Consider the following 15,264-nt stretch of genomic DNA (forward strand, 5'->3'; position numbering starts at 1 on the left):
CCGGTTTAATGCCCTGGATCATTGTCTGGGGCGCAAGAATGAAGACGACGTTGGAGGAGCTGCAGGCTTTTGCTGCGATTGTCGATCGCGGCTCGGCCACGGCAGCGGCGGCTGAACTGGGTCAGACTGTCTCCGGCATCAGCCGGGCGCTGGGCAGGTTGGAAGAGAAGCTCGCTACCACCCTGCTCAATCGCACTACCCGCCGCATGGAGTTGACCGAAGAGGGGCAGCTTTTCCTGGCCCGTGCGCGGACCATCCTGGCCTCGGTTGAAGATGCCGAGGAGCAGCTGGCGCTACGGCGCCAGCAGCCGGCCGGGCGGCTGCGGGTCAATGCCGCCACGCCCTTCATGCTGCATGTCATCGTGCCGTTGGTGGCCAAGTTCCGCGAGCGCTACCCACTCATCGAGCTGGAACTCAATACCGACGAGCTGTTCATCGACCTACTGGAGCAGCGTACCGATGTCGCCATCCGCATCGGTGCACTCAAGGATTCCTCACTGCATGCCCGCTTTCTGGGTACCAGCGGGCTCCGCTTGTTGGCCAGCCCGGACTATCTGGCACGGCACGGTGCGCCGACCACGGCGGCCGATCTGGATAACCATATTTTGCTTGGCTTCAGCCAACCAGACAGCCTCAACCACTGGCCGATCAGCGACGCCAATGGCAACCCGAAGTATGTGAAACCGGCGATCGCGGTCTCCAGCGGCGAGACGCTGCGACAGCTGGCTTTGGAGGGGTGCGGCATATTGTGCCTGTCCGACTTCATGACCAGACAGGATATCGCCGCGGGCAGGCTGGTACAGGTGCTGGCGGCACAGACGCTGCCGGTCCGCCAGACCGTCAACGCTGTGTACTACCGGAACACCCAGCTTGCCGCACGTATTGCCTGCTTTCTGGATTTTGTCGCCGAGCACAGTGGCTGGTAGCCGCTAGTGCTGCAAGGCCAGACCAATCAGCTGGCGTGCCACCTCGGGTAAGGCCGTCAATACGGCATCGGGCGGATCATAGCTCTGGCTGGCTGCGTAAGCACCTTCGAGCAGCAGTGCCAGCGCCTGCGCCAACGCCAGTGGCTGGGATGCGCCTGCCTGGGTCGCCAACTCTTCCAGCCGGGCGAGCAATTGCCGTTTGTTCTGTGCCACCAACTGCCGCACGAAATGGCTGGGTTCGGTGAACTCGGCCGCCATATTCACAAAGGGGCAGCCACGATAGCCCGCTACCACCGCGCGCTGTGCCAGGTCGGTGTAGATCTGCTGCAGTGCGGCCGCAGCATTGTCGGGGTGCTTGGCGATACTGCGCTCAATGGCGGTCCAGAAGCGCGTGTCGGCGCGCAGGAAGTAATGCCTGACCAGTTCGTCCTTGGAGCTGAACTGGCGGTACAAGCTCATCTTGTTGACCCCGGCCTGTTTCACGATCGCATCCACACCTACTGCACGTATGCCGTCGCGGTAGAACAACTCGTCGGCGGCATCGAGCAGTCGTGCAGAAGCCTCCGGGCCTTCAGTGACGCGGCGGGTGGTTGTGGCAGACATCTTGTACTCCTGTACGACGACACTTGACATGTTACCGCTCGGTACATAGCATGGGCAAGCGATGTTACTGATCGGTAACATCATTCAACGCAATCAAGGAATCGAGCATGCAAGCTCTCGCCAACTGGAGTCGCGGGCGTTTCCACTATGCCTGGCTGGCCGTCGCTGTCACCTTTCTGGTGATGCTGATCACCGCCGGGACACGCGCCACCCCCAGCGTCATGATGGTCCCGCTGGAACAGCAGTTCGGCTGGAGCCGGACAACCATCTCACTGGCCCTGTCCATCAACCTCGCGCTGTTTGGCTTGATGGGACCATTTGCTGCCGCGGCCATGTTGCGCTTTGGCCTTCGACGCACGGTGCTGATCGCGCTGACCGTGCTATCGGCCAGTGTGGCGCTTTCCAGCCTGATGCAGGCGACCTGGCAGCTGCAGCTGATCTGGGGGCTGGTCGTAGGTTGCACCACCGGCGCGACCTCGATGACGCTGGGTGCGTCGGTGGTCAACCGCTGGTTTGTGGAGCGGCGTGGTTTTGCCATGGGCATCTTGACCGCCAGCTCGGCCACCGGCCAGTTGGTCTTCCTGCCTCTGCTTGCCGCCATTACCGAGCAGCATGGCTGGCGGCCCGTGGTCCTCTTGGTGGCTGCCGCCGCGGCTGTCGTCATCCCACTGGTTGGCTGGCTGCTGCCAGAGCGCCCGGCGAGCATAGGCCAACGTGCCTACGGTGAGCCGGACGATGCGCCGGTGGCGCCAGCGCAGACCCAGAACCCGATCGCGATCGCTTTTGGTGCCCTGGCCAAGGCTTCCAGGTCGAGGGACTTCTGGCTGCTGTTCTTCAGCTTCTTTGTCTGTGGCGCCAGTACCAACGGCTATATCGGCACGCACTTCATCGCCATGTGCGGCGACTACGGCATCTCGCCGGTCAAAGGGGCTGGCGTGCTGGCGGCCATGGGTATCTTCGATCTGATCGGTACCACCTTGTCCGGCTGGCTATCGGACCGCTACAACGCTCGGGTACTGCTGTTCTGGTACTACGGCTTGCGCGGCCTGGCACTGATCTACCTGCCCTACGCCCTGGGCGTGGAGTTCTTCTTCGGCCTGCCGCTGTTCGCCATGTTCTATGGGCTGGATTGGGTCGCTACCGTGCCACCAACGGTCAAACTGACGACGGATCGTTTTGGCAGTCGGGAGGCACCGGTCGTGTTCGGCTGGATCGTGGCCGGCCACCAGCTGGGGGCCGCCTTTGCGGCCTTGGGCGCAGGCTTGCTGCGCAACAGCCTGGGCAGTTATACGGTAGCCACCATGATATCGGGCGGGCTTTGCATCATCAGTGCCTTGGTGGTCCTGCGCATCAACCGCCAGCCGACCCCTGTCCTGGCACCGGCTTGAGTGTGAGCAGACAGGCATTTTGGATAGGCAAGAAAAACCCCCAACCTGCAACAGGTTGGGGTTTTGTATTGGTGGAGACGGCGGGAATCGAACCCGCGTCCGAAAGTCCTCCACAGAGGGTTCTACATGCTTAGTCTAGTCTATTGGATTTAACGGGTAACACGCCGACCGACAGGCTTGGCAACCGCGAGCCACCTAGATTTAACTGAACGACAAGTAGCCCGCCGCACAGCGATCTCATGTAAATAACGCTGCTGCCGGTTGCCCGGCCTGACCCATGAGCAGATCAGTGCAGCGTCCGGCCGGGATTAAGCGGCCAGAGCGTAGGTTTCGTCGTTTGCGACTAAAACAGTTCAGCGTTTAACGGGGTTCTGAGATCCCGGCATGCCCCCATCCGCTTTGCAACCCCCGTCGAAGCCATGTCGTCCCCGTGGGTACATCAGATGAAGATGTATCGATTATACCTGCTTGGGCGGCAGCAGGGCGAGCAGTTCCAGCGGTGACTGGATGCGCCAATCGGCACCCCAGGTTTCGGGGTGGTCGGTATCGGCGATATAGCCGTAGTCGGCCAGCACCGTCCGCATACCTACCGCGCGGCCAGCGGCAATATCGCGTTCGGCATCGCCTACGTACCAGCAAGCCCCCGGCTGCACGCCCATGGCCTCGCAGGCATAGCGCATGGGGCGTGGGTCGGGTTTGGGCACGCCGACCGTATCGCCCGATACCACGACGGCCGGCGGTACGCTGAAGCCCAGCGTGGGCACCAGCCGATCGGTGAACCGCATAGGCTTGTTGGTGATGATGCCCCAGGCAAGGCCACGTGCGGCCAGCGCTTCCAGCATGGGGTTGATGCCTTCGAACAGCACGGTCTGGTTGCAGAAACCGTCCTCGTAGTGGTCGAGAAAGCGCAGGCGCAGATCATCGAAGCCGGGGGCATCGCGTGCTATGCCAAAACCCAGCTCGACCAGGCCGCGTGCGCCGTGGCTGGCGATCGGCCGGATCCGTTCATAAGCCACCGCCGGCCTGCCTTCTTCTGCCAGCAGTCGATTGAGCGCACCGCCCAGGTCCAGGGCGGTGTCGGCCAGGGTGCCGTCCAGGTCGAACAGGACGGCGCTGATCACGCTACCGCCTTGCGACAGGCCACCAAGTAGTTCACCGTGGCATCGTCGTTGAGGTAGTAGTTCTTGGCGACCAAGTCGTAGCCCATGCCCTTGAGCTCGACGGCGTCGAGGCCGTGACCGCGGCCCATGCGCAGCAGCTCGGAGGGCTTGAGGAACTTGGCGTAGTCATGGGTGCCGCGCGGCAGGAGGCCGAGTATGTACTCGGCACCGACCACGGCGTGGATATAGGCTTTGGGGTTGCGGGAGATGGTCGAGAAAAAGACCCAACCACCCGGCTTGACCAGCTGCGCGACTGCAGCCACCACACTGGCCGGCTCCGGCACGTGTTCCAGCATTTCCATGCAGGTGACCACATCGAAGGCTGCCGGTGCGGCCTCTGCCAGCGACTCTACGGACTGGCAGCGGTAGTCCACCTGCACGCCGGACTCCAGGCCGTGCAGCTTGGCAACCTTTAGCGATTTCTCGGCCAGGTCCAGGCCAGTCACGGTGGCACCGCGCAGCGCCATGGATTCGGCCAGGATGCCGCCACCGCAGCCTACGTCCAAGACCGTCTTGCCCGAAATGGCGGCGTGGCCATCGATAAAGTCGAGGCGCAAAGGGTTGATCTCGTGCAGCGGCGCGAATTCGCTCTCCTTATCCCACCACTTGTGGGCCAACTCGGCAAATTTGGCGATCTCCGCCGGATCGGCATTGCTCATACTCAGGTCTTGGCTCATGGTCATGTCAACAGCTTGATAATCCAGTCAGGGTGCAGCGCCCAGCCAAGAAAGCCGGCCAGGCCAAAGATGATGCCACCGGTGCCGAAGCCCCAGCTCAGCATCAGCAACTTGCGTTTTTCGGTCAGCGCCGCCACGGCGGCAACCGCGATGGAGATGGACAGCAACGCGTCGGAGAGGTCGAACTGATCGTCGCGGTAGCCCAATACGTCATATTGTGCCTCCAGCGCCTTGGCCTTGGCCTTGAGCTCGTCGGAATCCTTGTCGAGTTTGACGATTTTCGCGTTGTAGTCGTCAATAAAGCGCTGGGCATTGGCATTGCCCTGCAGCTTGTCGAGCTCGGCCTGGCTGACGGCCGATTCGGACACATAGCGCTTGAGCCGCTTGGCTTGGTACTCCGCCCAGGTGTCCACGGCGTCGGCCTTGGCGACCTGCATGGCCTGGACGATGTTGTCGTCCTTGATCTTGCAGAGGGCCATGACGACCGACAGGATCACCACCGTTGCCGCTACCCAGTTGTTCAGGGTCTGGTTCTTGCCTTCCACTTCCGGTGCTTCCATCGTCACTCCTTATGATGTTGTGTCGCTTCGGCCTACCGCAATGCGGCTCTGCCACCAGCGGGCCTTGGCCTGCATCTGATCCAACTTGAGGGTGGTGAGTTCGCGCTCCTTGAGGAGCTGCTTGCCGGCTACCCAGGCATGGCTCACCTGCTCGCGCTGCGCTGCATAGATCAGCGTGGACAGCGGGTCGAATACCGGCTGGGTCTCCAGCGCTGCCAAGTCGATGGCGATGACATCGGCCTGTTTGCCAACCACCAAGCTGCCTATGCGGTCTGCAAGGCCAAGCGCACGTGCGCCGGCCAGTGTTGCCATTTCGAGCGCCGTTGCGGCATCAAGCGCGGTCGGGTTGGCAGACTCCGCCTTTGCCAGCAAGGCGGCCATGCGGGTGTCACCCAGCAGATCCAGGCGGTTATTGCTGGCAGCGCCATCAGTACCAATGCCGACATTGATACCGGCCTGCTGCATGGCGTGAATACGGGCAAAGCCCGAGGCCAGCTTCAGGTTGCTGGCCGGATTATGCGCCACGTGTACGCCGTATTTGGCCAGCAACGCAATCTCTGCATCGTTGGCATGAACAACGTGTGCAGCGACCAGGTTGGGGCCGAGCAGACCTAGTGCCTGCAAGCGAGCCAAGGGGCGCATGCCGTATTCCTTGAGGCTCCCTTCGATCTCGTCGCGGGTCTCGTGGATATGGCAATGGATGCCCATATCCAGCTGCTCCGCCATGGTCAGCACCTTGCCAAAGGTTGCGTCTGTCACGGTATAGGGTGCGTGTGGTGCCAAGCTGAAACCCACCAAGCTCTCGCCATGGAAGGCATCGCGCGCAGTCAGGGCCTTGCCCAGGTAGTCATCGGCATGCAAGCCGTAGGCGGTGGGGAATTCCAGGATCGAACACCCCACGACCACGCGCATTCCGGCGGTCAAACCGGCACGGGCGACAGCCTCGTGGTGGAAATACATATCGTTGACCGTGGTGGTGCCGCCGCGCAGCATCTCGGCCATGGCGTGCAGGGTGCCGTCATAGACGAACTCGTCCGAGACATGGCGGGCCTCGGCCGGCCAGATATGGTTGTTGAGCCAGTCCATCAGCGCCAGATCGTCGGCCAGGCCGCGCAACAGGCTCATGGCGGAATGGGCGTGCAGATTGATGAGGCCGGGCAGCAGCGCGTGGTCGCCAAGTACTTGGTGCGCTGCATCCTGGTAGCGCTGACGGGCCGCCTCGCTCGGCAACAGGTCGATGATCTGGCTGCCTTGCAGGACCAGGGCATGCTGCTCCAGGACAAGACCGCGTGGTTCGATCGGGATCAGCCAGCGTGGATGTAGGCAGTGGATGGCGGCCATGTAGGGACCTTGGGTGAAGATGGGCCGGATTCTAGCAGGCCTGCCGTGCCAGGAAGCGGGCAGGATCCAGCGCCAACACCAGTTCCCGCTCCAGTGGCAAAGGCTCGCCCTCAATCTGGCTGGCCAGTAGTTCGGCCATCAGTCCGCTCCAGACCAGCCCTCGGGCACCAAAGCCAGTCAGGGTATAGAGACCGGCTTGGCGCGGCGCAAGGTGCAGGCTGCCGGCATGCTTGGGCTGGAAAGCGGCTGCATCCGCCAGGGGGCCAACCACCGGCAAGCGGTCGGCGGTGCCGGGACGAGTGCAACGGCGCCCTTCCAAGAGCGTGGTCTGGTCTTCGGCGGTGCAGGGCAGCATGCCGCCAAGCAGGGCCAGGTTGGCCGCGGCAGCCGCGGCATCGGAGTCCCGTATCGGCGAGGAGCCCAGGCAGGCTGCTTCACCTGCCCATGGGGTAAGGTAGCCGGCACGGCAGATGACTGCCTTGACCGGTGGCGCTTTATCGCGTGGTAGGTGGCTGACGTAGCGCAGATCCCGCCCCAATTGCAGTTCTGGTGCAAAACGGTCGGCATCGGCGGCGTTGGCCAGGATCAGTACGGGGGCACTGGCGATAAGCCCGCCCGCGGCGTCATAGACCTGCCATGCATCGGCTTGCCGTGCCATGCGCTCAACCGCCACGCCGCAACGCAGGTCGACCGCCGCCCCGGCTTGGGCCAACAGCGCCGCAACCAACGCGCGGGGGCGTACCCACCCGCCTTGGGCGAACCACAGCCCGGCTTGCTCTACGGGCGCACCGGCCAGCTTGTTCGCTTCGGCGGGGTCTACATAGCGGACATAGTCCTCTGGCCAGCCCTGCTCTTCGGAGATTTGCTGAAAACGCGCTGCTTCAGCGTTGTCTCGGGCCAGTTGCAAGGCACCGCAGCGTTGCCAGATTCCGGCCGGCAGCTTGCCAAGCCAGCGTTGGCCAAACAGGAAGCTGGCGCGGACCAGTCTGGCCTGCAGATTGTCGTCCAGGGAGACCACGGGCCGGTAGGCCCCGGCCAGGTTGCCCGATGCTCCTCGAGCGGGTTCTGCTTCGCGTTCCAGCAGGGTGATGCGCCAACCGCGCGCGGCTAGCCGTTCGGCAATGGCGCTACCGGCGAGCCCCGCTCCGACGACGATGGCGCGGCGATCGGCGGGCGGTTGCGGGCGTACCCGATGGCCGCGGAAGGTGCCGCCCAGCATCTGCCGCTTGCTGGCAAAGCCGGGTAGGCGCTTGACCTGGAAGCCGGCAGACTCCAGCCCTCGGCGTACGGCACCGGCCACGGTATAGGTGGCGAGCGTGGCACCCTCAGCCGCCAGGCGGGTGAACTGCTTGTACAGCGCCTCCTGCCAGAGTTCAGGGTTCTTGCTGGGGGCAAAACCGTCCAGAAAGAAGGCGTCGACCTGGCCTGCCAGTTTGGGCAGCAGGCTCAGTGCGTCTCCCAGTAGCAAGGTCAATACCACCCTGCCCTGTTCCAGTTCGATTCGGTGCAGGCCTGGCAGCAAGGTGGGCCACTGGGCCCACAGCTGCTGCCCGAGTTCGGCCAGGGCGGGCTCGGCCTGGAACAGGCGCTCGTAGAGATGCAGCAGGTCCTGCGCGGTGAAGGGATGTAATTCGCAGGAGACAAAATGCAGGCGCTCACTGCGCGCCGGATCGGCGCGCCAGGCCTGCCAGGTGGCAAGAAAGCTCAGCCCCAGGCCAAAGCCGGTCTCGCAGATGGTGAAGGTTGACCTGCCCTGCCAGCGGGCAGGTAGATCGTTGCCAGCCAGGAAGACGTTACGCGCCTGGGCCAGCCCGCCGGACTGGGAGTGATAGATGTCGTCAAAGGCTGGCGAATAAGGGATACCTTCTTCGGTAAACGCCAGTTGGGCAGGTTGCAGCGCTAGCATGGGCTGGATTCGTCAGTCTCGGTTGTCCCAAGGCCCTGGTCGATGGGATAAAAGAAAAAGGCGCGGAAACCCGCGCCTTTTTCCGCATTGCCTGATCAGTCTTCCCGACGCATTTGTGGGAACAGGATCACGTCGCGGATGGACGGTGCATCGGTCAGCAGCATGACCATGCGGTCGATGCCGATGCCGCAGCCACCGGCCGGCGGCATGCCGTATTCCAGCGCACGGATATAGTCGGCATCGTAGTGCATGGCCTCGTCGTCGCCGGCATCCTTCTGGCGGACCTGATCCAGGAAGCGCTCGGACTGGTCTTCCGGGTCGTTCAGCTCGGAGAAGCCATTGGCCAGCTCGCGACCCACCACAAACAGCTCGAAGCGCTCGGTGATGCCCGGGCGGCTATCCGAACCACGTGCCAGCGGGGAGATCTCGACCGGGTAGTCGATGATGTAGGTCGGGTCCCACAGCTTGGTCTCGGTGGTTTCCTCGAACAGACTGAACTGCAGGCCGGCCACGCCGCTGGTGGCAAAGGACTTGCCGCCCAGACGCTCGATCTCGGCCTTGAGCCAGACGCGGTCGTTCAATTGAGCCTCGGTGTACTGCGGGTTGTACTTGATGATGGCCTGCACCACAGTCAGCCGCTCGAAAGGCTTGGACAGGTCCACGACCTTGCCCTGGTACTCGACCACGGCATGGCCATGTACGGCGCGGGCGCACTCGCGGATCACGTGCTCGGTGAGGTTCATCATGCGACGGTAGTCGCAATAGGCCTCGTAGAACTCCATCATGGTGAACTCGGGGTTGTGGCGAGTGCTCATCCCCTCGTTGCGGAAGTTACGGTTGATCTCGAACACGCGCTCAAGGCCGCCCACGACCAGGCGCTTGAGATAGAGCTCCGGCGCAATGCGCAGGTACAGCGGCATGTCTAGCGTGTTGTGGTGGGTCACGAAAGGCTTGGCTGCGGCACCGCCTGGGATGGGGTGCATCATGGGGGTCTCGACCTCGAGATAGCCCTCGCTCACCATGACCTCACGGACCTTCTGCACGATCTTGGAGCGGTTCACAAAAGTGGCGCGGCTCTGTTCGCTGGTGATCAGGTCGAGGTAGCGCTGGCGATACTTCTGCTCCTGGTCGGTCATGCCGTGGAACTTCTCCGGCAGCGGACGCAACGACTTGGCCAGGAGACGCACTTCGTTGACCATGACGCTGAGCTCGCCCGTCTTGGTCTTCATCAGCGTGCCCTTGGCACCGACGATATCGCCCAGGTCCCAGGTCTTGAAATCGGCCAGTGCAGCTTCACCGACCTGATCCAGCGAGACATAGAGCTGGATACGTCCGGAGCCGTCCTGCAGGGTGGCGAAGGCAGCCTTGCCCATCACCCGCTTGAGCATCATGCGGCCAGCGACCGACACCTCGATCTTGTCGGCATCCAGTGCTTCTTTCTCGGCGCCATCGTGCTTGGCGTGCAGGTCGGCAGCCAGGTGTTTGCGCTCGAAATCGTTGGGGAAGGCCGGGCCTTGCTTGCGGATCTCCGCCAGCTTGGCGCGCCGTTCCGCCATCAATTGGTTGTCGTCGAGGGTGAGGGGGCTTTCTTGTTCGGCCATGGTTTGCTCGTTAACTCTCTGATTTTCTTGAATCTTAAACGCCCTGCTTGAGGCTCGCTTCAATAAAGATATCCAGGTCGCCGTCCATCACGCCCTTGACGTTGCCGACTTCCACGCTGGTGCGCAGGTCCTTGACGCGACTTTGGTCGAACACGTAGGAGCGGATCTGGTGGCCCCAGCCGATATCCGACTTGCCGGCCTCCAGCGACTGCTGGGCTTCCATGCGCTTGCGCAGCTCGGCTTCATAGAGCTTGGCGCGCAGCATCTGCATGGCTTCATCTTTGTTGCGGTGTTGCGAGCGGTCGTTCTGGCACTGCACCACAATACCGGACGGGTTGTGGGTAATCCGCACGGCCGAATCGGTCTTGTTGATGTGCTGACCACCCGCGCCGGAAGCGCGGTAGGTATCGATACGCAGGTCGGCCGGGTTGATCTCGATCTCGATGCTGTCGTCCACTTCCGGGTAGACGAACACCGAGGAGAAGGAGGTATGGCGACGGGCGTTGGAATCGAACGGCGAGACGCGCACCAGGCGGTGCACGCCGGTCTCGGTACGCATAAAGCCGTAGGCGTATTCGCCGGTGAGCTTGAGGGTGCAGCTCTGGATGCCAGCCACTTCACCCTCGGACTCTTCCATTACCTCGACCGTGAAGCCCTTGCGCTCGCCATAGCGCAGATACATGCGCATCAGCATGCCGGCCCAATCCTGGGCTTCGGTACCGCCCGCGCCGGACTGGATGTCGATAAAGCAGGCGTTCGGGTCCATCGGGTTGCTGAACATCCGGCGGAATTCCAGATCGGCCACCTTGGCTTCGGCCGCGGCCAGGTCGCTGGCAACCGATTCGATGGTGTCCCAGTCGGACTCCGGCTTGGCCATGTCAAAGAGGTCGCGACTGTCGGCCACGGTCTGGGCGATCTCATCGAGTACCACCACCACGGCTTCCAGCAGCTTTTTCTCTTTACCGATCTCCTGCGCCCGCTTGGGGTCGTTCCAGAGCTCCGGGTCTTCGGCGAGGCGGCTTACTTCTTCCAGCCGGTCCTTCTTGCCAGGGTAGTCAAAGATACCTCCGAAGCTCGTCGCCACGGGCGGCGAGGTCGGCAATGCTGTTCTCGATCTGGTTGAGGCGTTCGGCTTCCATGGCGTGGCTCGGCTAAGGTGGGCCTCGCCGGCGGCATACTGGTGCGCCACACCGAGACCCGGTTGTATCGGGGAAACCGGGAATTATACCTGATGCCGGCGCACCCATGCCGCTCGAGTCGCGTGCCTAGCCTTTGGCCGCCTTCTCCGCCGCCATTACCCGTTGCCGTCGGCTCTCGGCCACGCACATGCCGGACGCGACCGATACGTTGAGGCTTTCCACCGTCCCGAACATGGGGATATTCACCAGGACGTCGCAGTGCTCGCGCGTCAGGCGGCGCATGCCCTCCCCTTCGGCGCCCATGATCCAGGCCAAGGGGCCGGTCTGGTCGAAATGGAACAGGTCCGTGTCGGCGTTCATATCGGTGCCGGCGATCCAGATGCCAGCATCCTTCATGTCACGCAGGCTGCGGGCAAGGTTGGTGACCACGATATACGGAACGACCTCGGCCGCGCCACAAGCCACTTTGGAGACGGTGGCGTTGATGCCGACCGACTTGTCCTTGGGGGCGACGACCGCATGTACACCCATCGCATCGGCCACCCGCAGGCAGGCGCCCAGGTTGTGGGGGTCGGTGATGCCGTCGAGTACCAGGATCAGCGGTGGTTCGTTCAGGTCCTCCAGCACGTCTTCGAGCGCCAGAAAGGTCTTGTTTGCATCGATCACGGCGGCTACGCCCTGATGGCGGTGGTGGCCGGTCAGGCCGTCCAGGCGCTTGGCGTCGGCAGGAATCAGGCGAACGCCGGTATGCTCGGCCAGCTTGAGCAGTTCGCTCATGCGTGGGTCGTGCCGCTCCTTGGCGACATAGAGCTCCAGCACGCTCTCAGGCAGGCGGGAGAGTCGGGCGGTGACGGCGTGAAAGCCGTGCAGAACGCGGGTGTTAGCCATCTTGGCGGTCCTCGGAAGCGTGGTCGATCAAGAGTTGCAGGCTGCGTTTGCCCTGCCACTCGTTGACGGAAAGTTGGTAGACGGCCTCGATCCGCTCGGGTAGCGGTTCGGACCGTTGGAAATACATGGCCTCGAACGACTGTCTGCCCTGCCCTTGCAGTTCGAGTTTGAGATGTTTTTCGCCGACGATGCGCTGCTTGCTGACCCGGAAATGGCCAATGAATCGAGGAACCGGAAAGCCCTGGCCCCAGACTCGGCTATCCAGCCGCTCGGCCAGCTCCATATTCATTGCGGGCGGGTCCAATTCGCCGTCGGTCTCGATGGTGCGGGTCAGTGCCTCTGCCGGCATCAGCTCGCGGCAGACAGCTTCGAAGGCGTTGCGAAAACGTTCGATCTGGCCGGCATCGGCCAGTGTCAGGCCGGCAGCCATGGCATGGCCGCCAAACTTGACGATCAGGTCGGGCTCGCGCTTGGAGACCAGGTCGAGCGCATCGCGCAGGTGCAGGCCATTGATCGAGCGCCCCGAACCCTTGACCTCGCCTTCCAGCCCTTCGGCCAGAACAATGGTCGGGCGGTGGTGCTTGTCCTTGAGCCGGCTGGCCACCAGGCCAATCACGCCCTGGTGGAAGTCCTGGTCGAACACCGTCAGGCTATAGCGGTCACCAACGGCAATCTGATCCAATTTGGCCTGCGCAACGTCCTGCATCTCAGCTTCGATGCTGCGCCGCTCGCGGTTGAGCTGATCGAGCTCGCGCGCCATGGCGAGCGCGGCGGCGTCATCGTCGGTGGTCAGGCAACTGATGCCCAGGCTCATGTCATCCAGTCGCCCAGCGGCATTGAGGCGTGGGCCAAGCATAAAACCGAGGTCAAAGGCACTGGCGCGACGTGGCTCGCGGCCGGCTGCCTGATAAAGCACGCGTATGCCGGTGCAGGCCTTGCCGGCACGGATGCGCTTGAGGCCCTGCTCGACCAAGATGCGGTTGTTGGCGTCCAGCTTGACCACGTCAGCCACCGTCCCGAGCGCCACCAGGTCCAGCAGGCAAGCCAGATTGGGACCGCTTTCCTCGCCGAAGCTGCCGCGTCGGCGTAGCTCGGCACGCAGGCCCAGTAGTACATAGAACATGACCCCTACCCCGGCCAAGTGCTTGCTGGCAAAGCTGCAGCCTGGTTGATTGGGGTTGACGATGGGGGCTTCCGGCAGGGCGTCGCCTGGCAGGTGGTGATCGGTGATCAACACCTCCATACCCAGTTCACGCGCACGGGCGACACCGGCCACGCTGGCGATACCGTTATCCACCGTCACGATCAGGCGTGCGCCCTTGGCGTTGGCCAGTTCGACGATTTCGGGCGTCAAGCCGTAGCCGTATTCGAAGCGGTTGGGTACCAGGAAATCCACTTTGGCGCCTAGCAGGCGCAAGCCGCGAATGCCGACCGAGCAGGCGGTGGCGCCGTCCGCATCGTAGTCCGCAACGATCAGTATGGGCTCTTGCCGGGCGATGGCGTCGGCCAGCCGCTGAGCCAATTCGCCTATGCCCTTGAGCCCCTCGGTGGGCAACAGATGCTTGAATTCCGTTTCCAGTTCCTCGATCGCCGCGATGCCTCGTGCGGCATAGATGCGGGCTTCAATCGGGTGCAGGCCGGCGGTCAGCAGGTGCTGCTCGGCGGCGGGCGGGACGGGACGGGTGAGGATATGCATGGCGACAGGATAAGGCAGACAGGGCTGCGCTGGGCAGCCCCTAGGTGCGGAACGTCAGGCAGCTTCTGCCAAACAACTGGCGAGATCGGCCGGGCGACGCCAGAACTTCCAGCGCTCGCTCGGTTCCAGATCCGCCTGCAGGCTGGTTTGATGGCCTGGTAACATCAGCCGCACGGCGGGAAGCTTGCCGCTTTGCCAGTCGGCAAGCAGTGGTGCGAACCAGTCGCGTTCAAGCGCCACCAGCGTATCGCGCCAGTCATGCAGGTCACCACGACGGGTGGGGTACGACAATACGTCGAGGAGTATCAGTGTGTCTTCCTGTGCGATGTCCGGCGTGTAGCGGGCAGGCAGGCGCCGCTGCTCTGCGCCCGACAAGCTTGCCAGGCCCTTCGCGAGCACGTCATCAGCGACGACCTGACGCCAAGCACTATGCAACTGGCCCGGTGGCTGCTGACCTTCACCCCACAGCCAAAGTGAGTTGACGGCTGGTTGCCCTGCCTGCTCGCGGACGTCGTTGACCGCCTGGGTGTAGAGCAGCATCTGCCATTCATTGAGCAGCTTGTGCCAATGCATGGCTTGAGGGCCGCGAGGCAGATGGGCATGAATATCCTGGCCGCTGACACTGGAAAGGCTGCTGGTTTGCAGATCAGGTACGTCAGGAAGGCGTACGTACCAGCGTTCCGGGGTGGCGGCGACGAACTCGTAGCCGTCGTCGCGGTAGAGCTGGTTTAGCGCGGCAACCAAAGCAGTGGCTTCGTCGCGCTGGATCTGCAGCAGGCTGGCATCGAAAAGAATCGCACGATCACGGTCGGCCCGCAGGTGCACCGGGTCGGCGCGCAGCCAATGGCCCGGAGGGGCGTTGGGTAGATCTACCGCCAGGCTGAGCAAGGCCGTGCTGATCGCGTCGGCCTGAAAGCTGGCCCGCAGCCATTGTTCGGTACTGCTCCCCGGGAGTGTTTGCCGTGTGGCTTTGCCCAGGAGCGTCGCCAACGCGGGCAACGCTAACTCCATCAAGGGATTGAAGCCGGCCTGCCGCGCGAAGCGCAGGTCCGGCAATACGATGGTCAGGGTCATCAGTTGCTGGGTTCCGACTGAGTGCTGGCGATGGCTTGCTTCTCTACCCGATAGAAGACGCAATCGGCACCCAGCTCCTGCTGCGAAATGACCCGGAATGCCAGGTCGCCCTCGCGAGTGGCTGGTGCTACGTAGGTCTTGCCGATTTCCAGCTCGGCCTTGGCCACGATCAAGAGATGCAGGTTATTGTTAAGCGGATCGGGCCTCAGGTAGAGCCCCAGCAGATTGTCCCAGGCGTGATGCTCGGTAACCATCTCCCACTGCGATACCTTGGCGCGGCGGGTAAGCCGGATGGACTCCGGATC

At 63.0% G+C, this 15,264-nt stretch carries 14 protein-coding genes and 1 other RNA gene; 2 read left to right on the plus strand and 13 right to left on the minus strand.

The window, feature by feature from the left end; translation table 11 throughout:
* The first annotated feature begins 38 nt into the window (after positions 1–38).
* A complete protein-coding gene (locus VIM95_RS02120) occupies positions 39–926 on the plus strand; it encodes a LysR family transcriptional regulator (RefSeq protein ID WP_331982457.1) in 888 nt (295 codons plus the stop codon).
* Positions 927–929: 3 nt separating this feature from the next.
* Here the strand turns inward: VIM95_RS02120 and VIM95_RS02125 are convergent, their stop codons facing one another.
* The gene (locus tag VIM95_RS02125) at positions 930–1,529 is read right to left on the minus strand and encodes a helix-turn-helix domain-containing protein (protein ID WP_331982460.1); all 600 of its coding nucleotides are present in this window, start codon (positions 1,527–1,529) and stop codon (positions 930–932) included.
* Positions 1,530–1,636: 107 nt separating this feature from the next.
* On the opposite strand from VIM95_RS02125, the gene VIM95_RS02130 reads away from it, so the two are divergent.
* On the plus strand, positions 1,637–2,917 hold the full coding sequence (locus tag VIM95_RS02130; RefSeq protein ID WP_331982463.1) for an MFS transporter: 1,281 nt from the start codon (positions 1,637–1,639) through the stop codon (positions 2,915–2,917).
* Positions 2,918–2,986: 69 nt separating this feature from the next.
* Here VIM95_RS02130 and ssrA read toward each other — a convergent pair.
* The 12 genes from ssrA to VIM95_RS02190 all read right to left on the minus strand — a co-directional run.
* Positions 2,987–3,347: a transfer-messenger RNA gene (gene ssrA / locus VIM95_RS02135) on the minus strand.
* Positions 3,348–3,375: 28 nt separating this feature from the next.
* Positions 3,376–4,038 (minus strand): HAD-IA family hydrolase, encoded by a 663-nt coding sequence (locus tag VIM95_RS02140; RefSeq protein ID WP_331982466.1) that lies wholly within the window; start codon positions 4,036–4,038, stop codon positions 3,376–3,378.
* Positions 4,035–4,754 carry a bifunctional 2-polyprenyl-6-hydroxyphenol methylase/3-demethylubiquinol 3-O-methyltransferase UbiG gene (gene ubiG / locus VIM95_RS02145; RefSeq protein ID WP_414648457.1) on the minus strand — a complete coding sequence of 240 codons (720 nt, stop codon included), beginning with the start codon at positions 4,752–4,754 and terminating at the stop codon, positions 4,035–4,037. Before ubiG ends, VIM95_RS02140 begins: the two co-directional genes overlap by 4 nt.
* A 2-nt stretch (positions 4,755–4,756) precedes the next feature.
* Positions 4,757–5,314: a DUF4337 domain-containing protein gene (locus VIM95_RS02150; protein ID WP_331982469.1), complete on the minus strand. Its 558-nt coding sequence runs from the start codon at positions 5,312–5,314 to the stop codon at positions 4,757–4,759.
* Between the two features lie 9 nt (positions 5,315–5,323).
* A complete protein-coding gene (locus VIM95_RS02155) occupies positions 5,324–6,655 on the minus strand; it encodes a TRZ/ATZ family hydrolase (RefSeq protein ID WP_331982472.1) in 1,332 nt (443 codons plus the stop codon).
* 31 nt (positions 6,656–6,686) lie between these two features.
* Entirely contained in the window at positions 6,687–8,561 is a 1,875-nt protein-coding gene (mnmC, locus tag VIM95_RS02160) for a bifunctional tRNA (5-methylaminomethyl-2-thiouridine)(34)-methyltransferase MnmD/FAD-dependent 5-carboxymethylaminomethyl-2-thiouridine(34) oxidoreductase MnmC (RefSeq protein WP_331982475.1), read from the minus strand.
* Positions 8,562–8,656: 95 nt separating this feature from the next.
* Positions 8,657–10,162 carry a lysine--tRNA ligase gene (gene lysS, locus VIM95_RS02165; protein ID WP_331982478.1) on the minus strand — a complete coding sequence of 502 codons (1,506 nt, stop codon included), beginning with the start codon at positions 10,160–10,162 and terminating at the stop codon, positions 8,657–8,659.
* Between the two features lie 34 nt (positions 10,163–10,196).
* Positions 10,197–11,301 (minus strand): peptide chain release factor 2 gene (prfB, locus tag VIM95_RS02170; protein ID WP_331982481.1). Its coding sequence is split into 2 segments (ribosomal slippage): positions 10,197–11,219 and positions 11,221–11,301, totalling 1,104 coding nucleotides; the frame shifts between segments, so codons are not numbered across the junction.
* A 126-nt stretch (positions 11,302–11,427) separates the two neighbouring features.
* Positions 11,428–12,189, minus strand: a complete 762-nt coding sequence (rlmB, locus tag VIM95_RS02175) for a 23S rRNA (guanosine(2251)-2'-O)-methyltransferase RlmB (RefSeq protein WP_331982484.1) — start codon at positions 12,187–12,189, stop codon at positions 11,428–11,430.
* Positions 12,182–13,885, minus strand: coding sequence for a single-stranded-DNA-specific exonuclease RecJ (gene recJ, locus VIM95_RS02180; protein WP_331982487.1), 1,704 nt, complete (start codon positions 13,883–13,885; stop codon positions 12,182–12,184). Before recJ ends, rlmB begins: the two co-directional genes overlap by 8 nt.
* 54 nt (positions 13,886–13,939) lie before the next feature.
* Complete coding sequence (locus VIM95_RS02185; protein ID WP_331982490.1) at positions 13,940–14,959, minus strand: hypothetical protein; 1,020 nt, start codon at positions 14,957–14,959, stop codon at positions 13,940–13,942.
* Positions 14,959–15,264, minus strand: a 306-nt coding sequence (locus VIM95_RS02190) for a hypothetical protein (RefSeq protein ID WP_331982493.1), incomplete at its 5' end; no start/stop codon positions are given. The genes VIM95_RS02185 and VIM95_RS02190, both read right to left, overlap by 1 nt.

Origin of the sequence: Chitinimonas sp., assembly GCF_036568685.1 — a bacterium.
Taxonomy (GTDB): domain Bacteria; phylum Pseudomonadota; class Gammaproteobacteria; order Burkholderiales; family Chitinimonadaceae; genus Chitinimonas.